Origin of the sequence: Sulfitobacter noctilucicola (genome assembly GCF_000622385.1) — a bacterium.
Lineage (GTDB): Bacteria > Pseudomonadota > Alphaproteobacteria > Rhodobacterales > Rhodobacteraceae > Sulfitobacter > Sulfitobacter noctilucicola.
Genome location: NZ_JASD01000008.1, coordinates 2552175 through 2567243, shown reverse-complemented (window position 1 = coordinate 2567243; position 15069 = coordinate 2552175). Strand labels below are relative to the sequence as shown.

Genomic DNA, 15069 nt, shown 5'->3' with positions numbered 1-15069 from the left:
GTCTGGCCGCCCTGCTTGCCCTCATCCATCTGACCATTTCAGCGCGCCGGGCTCCGGTGCCCTACACCGACCCGAATACCACATCTGCCTGAGCGCAAGCGCTGCGCTCTTGACGTGCCTGATCCATAGAGGCAAACAGCGGCACACATAACCCGCAACCGGGCGTCTCGTGGGCGCCAAACTGACGAGGAGGCCCAGCGATGGCTCAAATCTCACTCACCCTTCCCGATGGCAATGCACGCAGCTACGACGCAGGTATCACTGCGGGCGAAGTTGCCGCCGACATCTCCAAATCACTTGGAAAGAAAGCCATCAGCGCCACCGTGAATGGTGCGCATTTTGATCTGGCCTGGCCCATTGAAGCTGATGCCGATATCGCCATCCACACAATGGCCGACGAAGACCAGGCCAATGAGCTGGTGCGCCACGACCTGGCCCACATCATGGCCCGCGCCGTGCAGGAAATCTGGCCCGACACCAAAGTGACCATCGGCCCTGTCATCAAGGACGGCTGGTATTACGACTTTGACCGCGCAGAGCCTTTCACGCCAGAAGACCTCGGCCTGATCGAAAAGAAGATGAAAGAGATCATCAACAAGCGTGATCCCGTCCGCACCGAGGTCTGGGACCGCGACCGCGCGATCAAGCACTACGAAGACAATAACGAACCCTATAAGGTCGAATTGATCGACGCCATTCCGGGCGACGAACCGCTGCGGATGTATTGGCACGGCGACTGGCAGGACCTGTGCCGTGGTCCTCACCTGCAACACACAGGCCAGGTGCCTGGCGACGCTTTCAAACTGATGTCCATCGCTGGTGCCTACTGGCGCGGCGACAGCGACCGCGCCATGCTGCAACGGATCTACGGCGTGGCCTTCACCGGCAAGGAGAAGCTCAAAGCCCACCTCAACATGCTGGAAGAAGCCGCCAAGCGTGACCACCGCAAGCTGGGCCGCGAGATGGACCTCTTCCACATGCAGGAAGAAGCACCGGGTCAGGTTTTCTGGCACCCCAACGGTTGGATGATCTACACCCAGCTTCAGGACTACATGCGCCGGCAGCAGCGTGCGGGCGGTTATGTCGAGGTGAACACACCGCAAGTTGTGGACCGCAAACTGTGGGAAGCATCGGGTCACTGGGAAAAGTATCAGGAAAACATGTTCATCGTCGAAGTCGACGAAGAGCACGCACGCGAAAAGGCTGTGAATGCGCTCAAGCCCATGAACTGCCCCTGCCACGTCGAGATATTCAAACAAGGTCTGAAATCCTACCGCGATCTTCCGCTGCGCATGGCCGAGTTCGGATCGTGCAACCGGTACGAGCCGTCAGGTGCGTTGCACGGCATCATGCGGGTGCGGGGCTTCACACAGGACGACGCGCATATCTTCTGCACAGAAGACCAGATCGAGAGTGAAACCGCGATCTATATCGAATTCCTTTCGAACATCTACCGCGACCTCGGTTTTGAAAACTTCCGCGTGAAGTTCTCAGACAGACCCGAAAAACGCTCCGGCTCGGACGAGGTATGGGACAAGGCGGAAGCCGCCCTTTTGTCAGCCACACGCAACGCGGGGATCGAGCCGGAACTCAATCCCGGTGAAGGCGCGTTCTACGGCCCCAAGCTGGAGTTCGTGCTCACGGACGCCATCGGCCGTGACTGGCAATGCGGCACCCATCAAGTCGACTTTGTCCTGCCAGAGCGGCTGGATGCGACATATATCGGTGCCGACGGCGGCAAACACCGCCCCGTAATGCTGCACCGTGCGACCCTTGGCTCATTCGAGCGTTTCATCGGCATCCTTATCGAAGAACATGCGGGCAAATTGCCGTTCTGGCTCGCCCCTCGTCAGGTTGTCGTGGCGTCTATCACGTCAGAGGCTGATGATTACGTCGCAGAAGTTGTCGACACGCTGCGCAAAGCCGGCGTGCGGGCCGAAGCAGACACACGCAATGAAAAGATTAACTACAAGGTGCGTGAACACTCCGTTGGTAAGGTGCCCGTCATCCTGGCCGTTGGCGCGCGTGAGGTCGAGGAAAAAACCGTTTCCGTACGTCGTCTTGGTGAAAAGCAAACGTCCGTTCAACCGCTTGCTGAGATGACTGTAACATTAGCGGATGAAGCGACACCGCCCGATCTGCGCTAAGAAGACCCATTGTAACAATACAGGTGCGGCGGCATGTCGCGACAGCCGCACCTGAAACATTCCAGCCGCCAGTTCGGCGAAATAGAGTGAAATAACCGATTTTTCATCGCAAATCTTAACAGGAACGTGACACACTCTGTCGTGAGTGGCATTGATATTCTGCACATGTTTTAGTCAGTTCATCACACCGAATGTGAGTTTTAAAAGGAGGATCACATGTCCAACGCAATGAAAACAGTTGCAATCGCCGGTGCCGTCGCCGCCGCAATGGCCGCTCAGACAACCACAGCAGACGCTGCATCCAAAGAGAAATGCTACGGCGTATCGCTTGCCGGCGAAAACGACTGCGCCGCAGGCCCCGGCACGACCTGCGCAGGCACTTCAGTCACCGACTATCAAGGCAACGCTTGGACGCTTGTAGACGCAGGCACCTGCGCCGAGATCGACCTGCCCCAGATGGCAGACGGCACGGGCCGCACAGGTTCTCTTGAGCCGCTTGAGCGCGACCTGCCAGCATAAGAGTTTTGCTTCAGGCGGTACCCATCGCCTGAAGCACCTATAGGATCACAGACAGAAAGACGCCTCATGCGCGACACGTCTCATTCCTTTGAAACACTGCCCGATGCCCCCGGTGTGGGGTACAAATCCCAACATTTCGCCGCACTGCAGTCCGACCCCGGTCCCGTAGAGTGGGTTGAGGTTCATGCAGAGAATTATATGGGCGATGGTGGGCGACCGCTCGCACAGCTTTCTGCGTTGGCAGAACAGTTTGCAATTTCTGTCCACGGCGTCGGTCTCTCCATCGGTGGCGAAGAGCCCCTGGACACCGACCATCTCGCCCGCCTGAAGCGGCTGTGTGACTGGATTAGGCCAGCCAGCTTTTCTGAGCATCTAGCATGGTCGACCCATGGGGCCGAGTTTCTGAACGATCTCCTGCCTTTGCCATACACCGAAGCCACACTTGCGCGGGTCGCAGACCACATCATTCAGGTTCAAGATGTTCTGGGGCGCAGAATGTTGCTGGAAAATCCCTCCAGCTATCTGGCTTTCGCTGAATCTACCTTGTCCGAAACCGACTTTTTGCAAGAGCTTACGCACAAAACCGGCTGCGGTCTCTTGCTGGATGTGAACAATGTCTTCATTTCATCCACAAATCTGGGTGTCAGCCCTCAAGACTACATAGATGCCTACCCGACAAACCAAGTCGGCGAGCTTCATGTGGGCGGCCATGACAGAGATACGGATGACCACGGCGCACCTTTGCTGATCGACAGCCACGATGCGCCGGTCTCTGATCCGGTCTGGACGCTTCTTGAATACACCCTTGCGCAGACAGGGCCAAAACCGGTTTTGGTGGAGTGGGACAACGATGTCCCTGACTGGAACACCCTAAAATCAGAGGCGCTTCGTGTTTCCGGTGTTCTGGTTCCGTGACCGGACAAGCCAGCTTCCGTGCCGGTCTGCTTGATCCGGAGTGCCCATCGCCTAACGGTCTAGAGGATGGAGCCAATCGAGCAGCGGGCAAAAGGTACGACGTCTACCGCAACAACGTCACGGTGTCCTTGATTGAGGCCATGCACACAGCCTTCCCCCTTGTGGAAAAGCTAATCGGTTCGCAGAACTTTGGACAATTGGCGCGACTGTTTGTTCGGGCGCATCCGCCAACCTCGCCGCTTATGATGTTCTATGGCGCCGAATTTCCCGCGTTTCTGGCCAGCTTCGCGCCGCTTTCCCATATCGGTTACCTGCCTGATGCCGCCCGGTTGGATATTGGACTGCGTGCAGCCTATCATGCTGCGGACCTTCCGCCCTTCGACCCGTCGCCTCTGCAAACACTACACCCTGACGCCCTTTCAGAGGCCACTGTCTCACTTGCACCCGCAACGCAGATCATTCCATCGCGGTGGCCCCTCTTTGACATTTGGCGTTTTAATCAAAGCGCCGATGCGCCACCTGTCGGAAAACTGGGGCAAGACGTGCTCATCACGCGGCCTGCGTTTGATCCTGCCCCCCATGCGCTGCCACCCGGTGCCGTGCAGTGGCTGAAATCCTTACACTCTGGGGCTTCTTTTGGCGCGGCCCATGATACCGCGTGCAGTGCGCACGCCGATTTCGATCTGACAACCAGCCTGACCTTGGCCCTATCCACAGGTGCCTTTGCAGAAATTCACCACAAGGACCTAATATGACTTCAATTCTGTCGCTCTACGCATCGCTCTCGGACGCTCTGGACCGCGCAGCAGGCTGGCTGCTACCAACTTCGGCACGCTTTCTCTTTGCCGCGATCCTGATGGTCTATTTCCTGAACTCTGGCCTCACAAAGATCGGAGAAGGCATATCAGGCATCTGGACACCATCCGTTGGTGCCTACGCCCAGATCTTTCCCAAAGCCTTGGAAGCCGCCGGTTATGACACAGACGCCCTATCCCCTTTCCACACGCTGGTCGTACTCGCTGGAACATGGGCAGAGTTTCTCTTGCCGGCGATGATCGTGCTGGGCATTTTGACGCGGCTTGCCGCTTTGGGAATGATCGGCTTTGTGACCGTCCAATCGCTAACAGACATCTACGGCCATGGTCAGGCTGGCGAAATCGGCGCATGGTTTGACCGGTTTCCAGATGCCATCATTCTTGACCAACGCGCGCTGTGGGTCTTCCTGTTTCTGGTTCTGGTTTTCAAAGGTGCCGGGCCGCTATCCTTTGATCGTGCACTTAAACCACGCACCGAGTGACAGATACGGGCCAGCGCCACTCGCTACTTAAAGTCGACTCTTAACTTCGGCCTCTACCTCATTGTTCCAAGACAGGAAAAGAGAGTCGGCCACAGAGATCAGCGGCCGCTTCATAAGGGCAGGATGTTGCTTGAGCAGCGACATCTTATCCGCCTGACGGGCCGTCTCATCCAACCCGCGCCACGTTGTGGACCGAGTGTTGAGGATGGTATCAGGGAACTGCTCGATCGCACGCGCAAGCACCTCGTCAGGCACGCCATCCTCTCTGACATCGCACAGGCGCGCCTCTGGCAGCGCCTTCATCGCCTTGCGGCAGGTGTCACAATTCCTAAGACCGTAAATTATAAGCACAGCTCATTTTCCTTAATGAATTTTCCAAAGAACTTGCACCGATTCCTTGATTTTTTACAATAATGCGCGATCTCTTAATTATGCCACTGTGTGCATGACAGTGGCACCCACCGCCTGCCTTCGGGCAGGTTGAAGTCAAAGTCACAGGAGGCACGGAAACTATGCCAACAGGCACCGTGAAGTGGTTCAACACCACAAAAGGATATGGGTTTATTGCACCGGACGGCGGCGGCAATGACGTTTTTGTCCATATTTCAGCCGTCGAACAATCTGGTCTGACAGGTCTTGCCGATGATCAGAAGGTCAACTTCGAACTGGCGGAAGGGCGCGACGGGCGGCAGATGGCGTCGAACATCACGCTGGCCTAAGAAAAACCCCGCAGTCTCCTGCGGGGCCAAATCAATCCTAACTGTACGCGCGCTCAGTAATCCGAGCAGCCTTTCGTACCAGGCTGGCAGGTTGGGCGCGCGGAGCGTACGACGCGCTTGACCTTGTAGTGCCGCTTTTTCTTGGCGACAGGGTGCGCCAGCGCTTGCTGATAGCTCATATGCTGGTTCGGCTGACCGCAGCAAATCACACCGGAAATCGTAATAGGTTGCAGACCCGCAGGGCAGTAGTTGGCCCCGTGATAGGGATAAATCTTGGCTTCTGCCGCAACCTGGGCAGGCATAAGAGTGGTCAGCAACAGGCCAACGCCTGCAAGTGCTCCGGTTGTGAGACGCATGAGGTTCCCTCGTTTAGTTGTTTTCACCGCTTTTTCTGCGCTCAAGCTTGCCGTGCGGGGGCGGGCAAGTCCAGTCTTTTCTTGGGCTTAGAGGGTCGCAGGCAGCGAGGTGTAGCCGTGAAACCTGATCCGGCCACCAGATATGCGATCATCGGATAGCGCATAATCGCGATTGCGGCGCAGAAAGCGTGCGATGGCGATCCGCCCTTCCATACGCGCAAGCGTCAGGCCGACACAGACATGCGGGCCACCGGCAAAGGCCAGATGCCGGTTGGGTTTTCGGGTGATGTCGAACCGCGCGGGGTCTTTGAACACGTCCGGGTCACGGTTTGCCGCCCCGATACAGAGGTGCAGGTTGGCACCGGACGGGATGGTATATCCGCCAAACGCGACCTCGGCCGTGGTCTCGCGATTGCCGAACTGGTTGGGGGAACGCAGGCGCAGAACCTCCTCCACCGCAGTGTCGATCAGCGACATGTCATTCAGCAATAACGCCTTTTGATCGGGGTGGTCATGCAGCAGGGCAAGGCCGCTGCCGATAAGGTTGGTCGTCGTCTCGTGCCCCGCGTTGAGGATGAAAATGCAGTTCTGGATCAGCTCGATTTCGGTCAGCTGGCCTGTGTCATCACCGGCAATCAGACGGGTCAGTACATCAGTGTCAGGATCACCCGGTGCAGCACGGCGGCGGGCGATCAGGTCTTGCAGGTAGGCCTTGAACTCCTGCACCGCAGTGTGACCGGCGGCCAGTTGCGCATCCGACAGCACAGGTTCCAGCGCGCCGAGGATGGCGAGCGACCAATCCCGCAGGGGGCCGCGTTCGGACATGGGAATATCAAGCAAATTGCCGATGATCTGGATGGGAATAGTGGAGGCGAAATCCTCAATCAGATCAGGACTTTGCGGCATTTCATCAAGCAGCGTGTCGACGGTGTCGATCAACCCCGGCTCCATCCGCGCAAGCGCCTTGGGGGTAAGCGCGCTAGTCATAATCCGCCGCACGCGGGTGTGCAGCGGCGGATCGTTGAAGACGAGGCTGGTCGTGTGGTGTTCAAAGAGCGGCGTGCCGGCGCCGAACTTGGGCGCAAAGGCTTGTTTTTTGTCAGAGATATAGAGGGTCGTGTCGCGGTAGATGGCGTTCAGATCGGCGTGTTTGGTGATGAGGAAAGAGCCGTCAGGCTGGGGCGTGACGGGGCTGTTTTGCAGCAAATCATCGTAATGCGGAAAGGGGTTTTCGGTGAAACCTTCGGGGGGATTGGCGAGGTTGAACATGGGGGGAGTTTGGGTGTTTTAGAGGGGGGTGTCTAGCATACCCCCCTGTGCATCCTCTAAGCACCGCAGATATTTATCGTTTGAATATTAGTTTTTAATAGAATTACAAAAAGGATGAGTTATCTGACCGTTTTCGACGGTGCCCATTCCACCAGTCGCCTTGCCTTTGATGTGATCATATTGAATTGCTTTCTCCACGTGGACCCTGCCACCACATTCAGGACATCTAGTAGCGCTATCCAATGACTTCTGCAAAAATATAGCTGATTTTGTTGCGCTGGTAAATGCTTTGCCGCTTTCGTTGGCGCTCTCAGCAATCACTTTGTCTTTGAGGTCAAGAAGCACCAATAATTCGCTCTGTCTGAAACTCTCTTTGATCGCCCCTGGTGCGACAATTTTTTCGAAGAAAGCCTGCCATCTCGTGACGCGCTGCTTTGATCCAAAAAGTGAATTTGCTTGATAAAGCAAAAATTTGTGATCAACGAAAACTTTTTCAATCAATTCTCGGTTGGCTGTGAACTTTTTGAAATAACTGCTGTCGTTATTTCGGACTGCTTTTGCTATTGCAGCTGCAAAGCCCAAAAAGACCGTGTCCAGATGACGGCCCCTTTCGCTATAGAAGAAAACTGCTGGATGAAGGCCCAAGCTTTTAGACTCATTAGACGTCATTCTCTTCAATACACGTATACAGCTATTAAGTGCTTCAATCGTCGCACTCCCATCTTGGTCAGACTGGTAAAGATTTTTTGTTTCATCTTTGCGATCATGACCGACGATGGAGAAGGCAAGGAAGTCCATCAGCAGATTATAGGCCGTCAGCGGAGATGACTGCCCTCCATGCGGTAAATTGAGAGTCTTTATTGGAAAGCTGAGTTCTGGAGAAAATAATAGTCCATGCACCTCCCGTGACTTTTCTTCTATCTCTTGCTGGACGGTTTCCTCAAAAGAACTCCAGTACTTATGTCCTGCTCCCGCCCTCGCTATTGACCGAGATGCGATTGCAATCGGCTTATCGCGATTTCGCAACAAGCGTTCCTCCGTAGCATGCAGCGGTGTCCCCTGTTTGTTTATGTTGAAAAAGGAAGCTTCTGCCTTTTCCGCATCACCCTCGACCCACTGCAGGTCAATAGACCTTGTCTTTGCGCTAGCCGCACGAGCCAACAAACGAGCGTCAGTTCCAGCCTTACTGGAATCGAGCATCACTTTTTTCATGTCGGCAAAGCTTCCGACAGTCGAACGCACCTTATTTCTCAGCCGTGTCGCTATCCGTTTTTGTTCCTCGGAGATATCGTCTCCATATAGGTTCTTGGACATTACACCATCGCCATAGTCATCATTGATCCAAGCCAACAACGCACTCATGCGATGCGCACCATCAATAACGAAATAATAGGTCTTAGACTTCCATAAGATCACTGAAGGAACTAGCTCATCGTCCAAAAAACTCTCTAAAAACTTTACGATTTGATCTGGAGTCCATTGGGTCGTCTCTCTTTGGAAATCAGGTTTACGTAAGCTAGGCACAAGGAAAGAGTCAGGCGTAAGCTGGGATAAACTAATGTCGCTAATTTTCTTGGATGCTGAACTCTCATGATCATCTACGTCTCGAAAGTCAGCTCTTGGGATCATTGCATCAATATTTACTGTCTGTGCCATATCAAACCTTTATAGCCACCTGAAATTCCCGCCATTCACCCTTGGACATTCCAGAAGTTTCTTGCGTTACCTCCTCACCTTTTAACATCCGGCGAATACAATCAAGGGCTGTATGAGACATCGTGGCACCGCCCAGACGGTAGTCCTCGAAGGCGCCGTAGGCCGCGGGCACCCAGTCGGCGACGACTTTGCTAATCGCATCCGCATAGACGCGTATTTCGTATTGGGCATGGGCATCTGCCCGCAGCCGCAGGAAATGAAACAGGTTATGGAGGTCCACTTTCCAGTACCACTGGGTATAGATGTTCGCAGGCAGGTTCATGCGGGCGAGTTCGCGGGCGAGGCCGTCTTGGCCCTCAACCGAGATCATCTGTTCGTAGTGGTCGTAGGCACGGTTGCTGTCTGATTTCAGGATTTCGAGAACGCGGGCGGCTTCCTCGCCCTCCAGCAGGCCACCCCGGCCCTGATTGTTCACCACGCTTTGCGCGTTCAGGTGGTCCGGTGCGGGGATATAGAATTCGCGGTCGAGGATCGAATAGCGGGCGGAGTATTCGTTGACGTTGGCGGTGCGGTGCCGGATCCACTGGCGGGCGACAAAGACAGGCAGTTTGACGTGCAGCTTGATCTCGCACATCTCGAACGGCGTCGAATGCCAGTGGCGCATGAGGTAGCGGATCAGCCCCTCGTCGTTCTGCACGGATTTGGTGCCTTTTCCGTAGGACACGCGGGCCGCCTGACAGATGGCAGAATCATCGCCCATATAGTCGATGACGCGGATGAACCCGTGGTCGAGCACGTCATAGGCTTTGTACAGATGCGCCTCCATCCCCGGCACGGTGGCGCGCAGGGTTGGCGAGGTTTGCGTGCGCAGATCGTCGATTTCTGCTTGTTGTTCGGGGCTGACGGGCATGGGGTGCGGTCCTTGATCGGTCTGGGATTCGTTCACCACTATATCTGGGCCGACTGTATGCAGGAACAGCCATATGCGGTATTGTGTTGATTGCGTCCCTTGTGCTGCAATTTCGGCGTTTTTGCAGGAGGGGCCGTTGACAAAGGGGCGGCGTTGTTGGGATTGTGCGCGCAGGTTTTAAGAAGGCAGGCGATCATGAAAATCAATTTGGCCGGGCTGATGCTTTGCACGTTTCTGGTGGCTTGCGGTGGTACTGCCCCGTTTGGAGAAGAGACCGACGTTGTCGAGGACGGTGATGAGGAAATCATCGAAAGCGATCGCACGGTCCCGCCCGGCACGGCGAACCCCACGTCTGACGACCTGATCTTTCGCAAGGAAGCACGCGACGACGAAGGCGGGAACGGTTTCGCGACGGGCGTAAGCTACAACTCCGAAGATGATACATTCTCGGTTGATAACCTGCCGTTCGATGGCAGTGACGACACACCCTACATCCGCGGCCGTGCGGTGGGCAGTCTGGGTCAATATGCCGTTTATGAAGCGGTAGAACAGTATCCCGACAGCGCGAACGGATCGACGATCAACCAGTTCACGCACCGCGCCATCTATGGTGTCAGCCGCTCCGGTCAGACCGAGTTCGCGATCGTACGCTCGGGCGCCTATGTGAACTACGGTTTCGGCGGTTTCGTTTACCAGCGTAACGGCGACGTGGACCTGCCGACAACCGGTCAGGCGCTTTACAACGGTCAGGGTGCAGGATTGCGCGACTACAACGGTCGGGGCGGGCTTGAGTATTCCACAGCGGACGTCCAGATCGCGATCGATTTCGGTGATTTCAACGCTGACACAGGTCAGTATGAAGGTGCGGTTGACGGGTTTGTCTTCAATCGCCGGATTTTCAGCCAGGACGGGACCGAGATCACGCAAAACGTTCTGGACCGCATCAACGAAGGCAACAATGCCTCCCTTCAATCGGTGCCGACCATCGTGTTCCGTATCGGGCCGGACGCGCTTGACGTAAACGGTGAGATCGTCGGGACATTGGGTTCGCGCTTTGGCAATGATTCCGGCCAAGCGGTCACATATGAGGAAGGCAACTACTACGGCATCATCTCTGGCGACGGTGCCAATGAGATTGTTGGGGTGATCGTTGCTGAAACAGGCGTTGATCCAAGCGCTGACAACGTGCGTGATACCATCGGATTCACAATCTACCGAGAAGACCGAGAGTAATGGCAAGCGGGCTGGCGCGATGTATCGCTGCGGCCGCTGCCTGTTTATTGGTCGGGCTGCCCACGCTGAGTGCGCAGGAAACGCTCACGCCTGATGCCTTGCGGCAGAACGCGGTGGGTGCTTTGCAGGCGGGTGATCCGATCACTGCTCGGCGCTATGCGCAGGCCTTGATTCTGCGTGATCCCGACGATTTGAATGCACATCTGATTCTGGCGCGTGCTGCGCGGGATTTGGGCGACATTCCTCCTGCCCGCTCGGCTGCGCAGACTGCTTGGTCATTGGCGCAAACAGATGCGGAGCGGTATTCAGCCGCACTGATTACAGCGCAGGTTCTGTCGACCGAAGGCAAACGTACACGCGCGCAATTCTGGCTCAGACGCGCAGCACAACATGCGCCAAATGATCTGCTGCGCGAAAAAGCAAAGCAGGACTTCCGGTATGTCAAACAACAAAACCAATGGAAGACCGATCTGACTTTCACGCTGGCACCGAATTCCAACATCAATAATGGATCGGCCCAGGACCGTTCGCGACTGAACTATGCAGTGTCGGAAATTCTATTCGGGGAGCCGATTGAATACGAACTCAACGCAGAGGCGCAGGCCATTGCAGGGCTTGAGATCGGTGGCACCCTTCGCACGCGTTACCGGTTTCACCAGACCCCCGTGTCGGCGCATGATGCCAAACTGGCACTCTCATACCGCACATTTTCGCTGCACGATGATTTGCCCGGCCTGTCGGGGTCCGACTTTGCTTATGGTACGTTGGCGGCGGGATACGGCTACCGCCGGCTTAACATCGACGGTCGTGGCGAATTTGCCAGCGACATTGAAACCGGTCAAAGCTGGTACGGCGGTGCACGTTATGCACAATACCTTCGCGCTCAGGCCCAGCAGCTGTTTCGGCCAAGCCGGACCCAGCAGCTCCGTTTTGGCGGAGAGTTGGAGCGGCTGTGGGGGCAAGCAACCCCAGACCGTGATCTTATCGGCCTTTCCGCGAGCATAACCCAGAGCCTTCCGACCGGAAACTCGGCGTACTTGGGGCTTTCGGCTTCGACCTCGCAGTCGGACAGTGCCAGCTCGGACTATGCCGAGATCGAGCTGCGCACGGGCTTTACGCTTGCCAAACCGGTGCTTGGGGCGTCGGTTCAGTTCGGCCTGGGGGCAAGCTGGCGGGACTACGATGCGTCGGTACACTCACGCGATGGCAGGCAAGACAACCGACTGTTTGCAGATGTCACAGCAGTGTTCAAGCAAATCGATTACTATGGCTTCAACCCTTCCCTCACTCTTTCGGCGTCGCGCACGAACAGCAATATCGGCTTGTTCGACACCAACAGGGTCGGCCTGAACATCGGCATAAAATCGGCATTTTAGCCGCCTAACGGTCAGGTGTGACTGGTATCCTGTAATCGCCATGCTAGGTTCAGCCTCAACTGATCCAAGGAGAGCCCCGATGCCTATAAAATACCTGCACACCATGGTCCGCGTCAAAGATCTTGACGCCTCGATCGCCTTCTACAAACTGCTTGGGCTGGTGGAGCGCCGCCGGATCGAAAACGAAGGCGGACGGTTCACATTGGTCTTTCTTTGCCCTCCCGGGATGGATGATGGCCATGCAGATGTAGAGCTGACATACAACTGGGACGGTGATGACGCTCTACCAAGCGACAGTCGTCATTTCGGACACCTCGCCTACACCGTCGAGAACATTTATGAGACGTGCCAGTACCTTATGGATAACGGCGTGACCATCAACCGCCCTCCTCGTGAAGGTCGCATGGCATTTGTGCGCAGCCCCGACAACATCTCGGTCGAGCTATTGCAGGAAGGCGAAGCCCTGACCCCAGCGGAGCCTTGGACCAGCATGGAGAATATCGGCCATTGGTAAGCGCCTCCTCCTGAGCAGCGCTTTTGCTGCATGCATTCTGTCGGCAGATCCGGCTCCGGCCGCGGACTGTCGACTTGCTTTGGTATTGGGTCTGGACATCTCCAGTTCAGTGGACAGGGCCGAGGACGCGCTGCAACGTGGTGGCGTTGCCTCAGCGCTGCTTGATGAACGTGTGCAAGAAGCGTTCTTTGCAAGCGGCCTGCCCGTAGCGCTCGCCGTTTTCGAATGGTCGGGTCGTTATAATCAAGAGGTGCTCATGGACTGGCGTCTGATTCACGACCAGTCCGATCTGGCCGTCGCAGCAGAAACAATTTCGAACTCGCGACGCAGCTACGCGGAATTCCCCACAGCAATGGGAGACGCCCTGCGTTTCGCCGCCCAGATGCTAAATCGCAGCCCGCGGTGCCTTGCCCAAACAATTGATATCGCGGGAGATGGCGAAAGTAACGAAGGTGAAGGGCCGCAGCAGGTCTATCAGGATGCTGCTTTTGACGCGATTACTGTAAATGGTCTGGTGGTTGCAAACGCAGCAGATTTCCAGACGCCTGCCCGGCTCACCCAGTTTTACAGGGAAGAAGTCTTGCACGGACACGGTTCGTTTATGATCGTAGCGGAAGGGTTCAATGACTACGCGCGCGCCATGCGGGACAAACTGGAGCGGGAGCTTGCCGTGACGGTGGTCGGGGCGCTGCCATGAAATCATTCGCACTCACCGGGTTGATCCTGTTATGGCCGGAAGCCAGTGCTGCCGCCTGTCGTTTGGCGTTATTGCTGGCCTTGGACGTCTCCAGTTCCGTCGATTCGTCCGAAGACCGTCTGCAACGCGGCGGCGTGGTCGCAGCGCTGACAGCGCCCGAGGTGGAGGCAGCTTTTTTCGCTGTCGATCAACATGTTGCACTGGCGGTCTATGAGTGGTCCGGGCGGTACCAGCAGGACCTTTTGCTGGACTGGACACTGATCGACGGTCGCGCTGCCTTGCTGGAAGCCGCAGGAGCCGTCGCGGCAAGTGTCCGGGGGCATTCCGATTTTCCAACGGCCATGGGATATGCGTTAGGGCATGGGGCACGTCTGTTCGAAAGCGCACCGGCTTGCGATCAAAAGACGTTGGATATTGCAGGTGACGGGCAAAACAACGAGGGGTTTGGTCCGCAAGACGCATACGCCGCCTTTCCGTTTGAAGGGGTCACCGTGAACGGGCTGGTGATAAATGCCGCGGATTTCGAAGGAGAGTTGGGCCTGATCGCCTTTTACCGCGCCGAAGTGCTGCACGGGCGCGGCGCTTTTTTGGAGATAGCGAATGGCTTTGCAGACTACGAACGCGCCATGCGGCGCAAACTGGAGCGGGAGCTGACGCCGATGGTCATTGGCGGTGTGAACCACAAGGTTGTGCAATGAAGGCCGCATTGGCCCTCGCCTTTTGTATGAATACGATCGCGCTAGAGGCATTTGCCGACTGCCGGCAGGCGCTGGCGCTGGGATTGGATGTGTCAGGCTCCGTTGATGCCCGTGAGTACCGTCTTCAAATGGGGGGCTTGGCGACCGCGCTTGATGCACCACGTGTTCGTGAAAAACTGATGGCCATGCCGTCGGCCCCCGTCCGTCTCATGATCTTTGAATGGTCCGGCCCCTCGGATCAGTCGGTGGTCGTGCCTTGGACAGAGATTTCGGATGAGGCCGTATTGGATGCCGTTATTCTGACGCTCAGCGAGACGGAGCGGCGCGATGCGAGCCCGGGAACGGCGTTAGGAGTGGCAATGCGTGAAGGTCAATTGCATTTGGCACGACAGCCCGATTGCTGGAAGCGTACGCTGGACATTTCCGGGGACGGCAAATCAAACCTTGGCCCCCGCCCACGGGATGTGCGCGACAGGATCACTGCCAGCGGTATAACCATCAACGCTCTGGTAATCGGTGTGGACGATCCTAATACAGGTGATATCCGGCAGGCCGAGATTGCAGAGCTGTCTTCCTACTTTCGGGCAGAGGTCATTTTAGGGCCGGATGCATTTGTTCAAACTGCCATCGGCTTTGCCGACTACGCACGCGCAATGACCGAAAAACTGATCCGTGAACTCGACGGTTTGGTTCTGTCGAAGGTTGAACGTTAGCGCCCATTCAACCATCAGCGGCCGCTCAAGTCATTTGCCGCCAATGTGGC

Annotated in this window: 17 protein-coding genes; 12 read left to right on the top strand and 5 right to left on the bottom strand. The window is 56.3% G+C overall.

Going from position 1 to position 15069, the window contains the following annotated elements; all coding sequences use genetic code 11:
- Positions 1–200 precede the first annotated feature (200 nt).
- The 5 genes from thrS (at position 201) to Z946_RS0116165 (ending at position 4878) form a co-directional block, all read left to right on the top strand.
- Positions 201–2147 (top strand): threonine--tRNA ligase, encoded by a 1947-nt coding sequence (gene thrS / locus Z946_RS0116185; RefSeq protein WP_025056768.1) that lies wholly within the window; start codon positions 201–203, stop codon positions 2145–2147.
- A gap of 216 nt (positions 2148–2363) precedes the next feature.
- Positions 2364–2666 (top strand): BufA1 family periplasmic bufferin-type metallophore, encoded by a 303-nt coding sequence (locus tag Z946_RS0116180; protein ID WP_025056767.1) that lies wholly within the window; start codon positions 2364–2366, stop codon positions 2664–2666.
- A gap of 66 nt (positions 2667–2732) precedes the next feature.
- Positions 2733–3581, top strand: a complete 849-nt coding sequence (bufB, locus tag Z946_RS0116175; protein WP_025056766.1) for an MNIO family bufferin maturase — start codon at positions 2733–2735, stop codon at positions 3579–3581.
- A complete protein-coding gene (locus tag Z946_RS0116170; protein WP_025056765.1) occupies positions 3578–4336 on the top strand; it encodes an HvfC/BufC N-terminal domain-containing protein in 759 nt (252 codons plus the stop codon). Before bufB ends, Z946_RS0116170 begins: the two co-directional genes overlap by 4 nt.
- A complete protein-coding gene (locus tag Z946_RS0116165) occupies positions 4333–4878 on the top strand; it encodes a DoxX family protein (RefSeq protein WP_025056764.1) in 546 nt (181 codons plus the stop codon). The genes Z946_RS0116170 and Z946_RS0116165 overlap by 4 nt, the downstream gene beginning before the upstream one ends.
- A gap of 27 nt (positions 4879–4905) precedes the next feature.
- On the opposite strand, the gene Z946_RS0116160 is transcribed toward Z946_RS0116165, so the two are convergent.
- On the bottom strand, positions 4906–5229 hold the full coding sequence (locus Z946_RS0116160; RefSeq protein ID WP_025056763.1) for an ArsC/Spx/MgsR family protein: 324 nt from the start codon (positions 5227–5229) through the stop codon (positions 4906–4908).
- Between the two features lie 161 nt (positions 5230–5390).
- Here Z946_RS0116160 and Z946_RS0116155 point away from each other — a divergent pair, with 161 nt between their 5' ends.
- Positions 5391–5597, top strand: coding sequence for a cold-shock protein (locus tag Z946_RS0116155; protein ID WP_025056762.1), 207 nt, complete (start codon positions 5391–5393; stop codon positions 5595–5597).
- 53 nt (positions 5598–5650) lie between these two features.
- On the opposite strand, the gene Z946_RS0116150 is transcribed toward Z946_RS0116155, so the two are convergent.
- The 4 genes from Z946_RS0116150 to thyX all read right to left on the bottom strand — a co-directional run bounded on the left by Z946_RS0116150 (position 5651) and on the right by thyX (position 9788).
- Positions 5651–5953, bottom strand: coding sequence for a hypothetical protein (locus Z946_RS0116150; protein WP_025056761.1), 303 nt, complete (start codon positions 5951–5953; stop codon positions 5651–5653).
- Between the two features lie 87 nt (positions 5954–6040).
- On the bottom strand, positions 6041–7222 hold the full coding sequence (locus tag Z946_RS0116145; RefSeq protein WP_025056760.1) for a cytochrome P450: 1182 nt from the start codon (positions 7220–7222) through the stop codon (positions 6041–6043).
- 87 nt (positions 7223–7309) lie between these two features.
- Positions 7310–8878: an HNH endonuclease signature motif containing protein gene (locus Z946_RS0116140; protein ID WP_025056759.1), complete on the bottom strand. Its 1569-nt coding sequence runs from the start codon at positions 8876–8878 to the stop codon at positions 7310–7312.
- A 1-nt stretch (position 8879) separates the two neighbouring features.
- On the bottom strand, positions 8880–9788 hold the full coding sequence (thyX, locus tag Z946_RS0116135) for an FAD-dependent thymidylate synthase (RefSeq protein ID WP_025056758.1): 909 nt from the start codon (positions 9786–9788) through the stop codon (positions 8880–8882).
- 195 nt (positions 9789–9983) lie between these two features.
- On the opposite strand from thyX, the gene Z946_RS0116130 reads away from it, so the two are divergent.
- From Z946_RS0116130 to Z946_RS0116105, 6 genes are all read left to right on the top strand, one after another.
- Positions 9984–11021: a hypothetical protein gene (locus Z946_RS0116130; RefSeq protein ID WP_025056757.1), complete on the top strand. Its 1038-nt coding sequence runs from the start codon at positions 9984–9986 to the stop codon at positions 11019–11021.
- On the top strand, positions 11021–12397 hold the full coding sequence (locus tag Z946_RS0116125) for a surface lipoprotein assembly modifier (protein ID WP_025056756.1): 1377 nt from the start codon (positions 11021–11023) through the stop codon (positions 12395–12397). The genes Z946_RS0116130 and Z946_RS0116125 overlap by 1 nt, the downstream gene beginning before the upstream one ends.
- A 79-nt stretch (positions 12398–12476) precedes the next feature.
- Positions 12477–12911, top strand: coding sequence for a VOC family protein (locus Z946_RS0116120; protein WP_025056755.1), 435 nt, complete (start codon positions 12477–12479; stop codon positions 12909–12911).
- Positions 12895–13608, top strand: a complete 714-nt coding sequence (locus Z946_RS0116115) for a DUF1194 domain-containing protein (protein ID WP_338152266.1) — start codon at positions 12895–12897, stop codon at positions 13606–13608. The genes Z946_RS0116120 and Z946_RS0116115 overlap by 17 nt, the downstream gene beginning before the upstream one ends.
- Complete coding sequence (locus Z946_RS0116110; RefSeq protein ID WP_025056753.1) at positions 13605–14306, top strand: DUF1194 domain-containing protein; 702 nt, start codon at positions 13605–13607, stop codon at positions 14304–14306. The genes Z946_RS0116115 and Z946_RS0116110 overlap by 4 nt, the downstream gene beginning before the upstream one ends.
- Positions 14303–15019: a DUF1194 domain-containing protein gene (locus tag Z946_RS0116105; protein ID WP_025056752.1), complete on the top strand. Its 717-nt coding sequence runs from the start codon at positions 14303–14305 to the stop codon at positions 15017–15019. The genes Z946_RS0116110 and Z946_RS0116105 overlap by 4 nt, the downstream gene beginning before the upstream one ends.
- Positions 15020–15069: the final 50 nt, after the last annotated feature.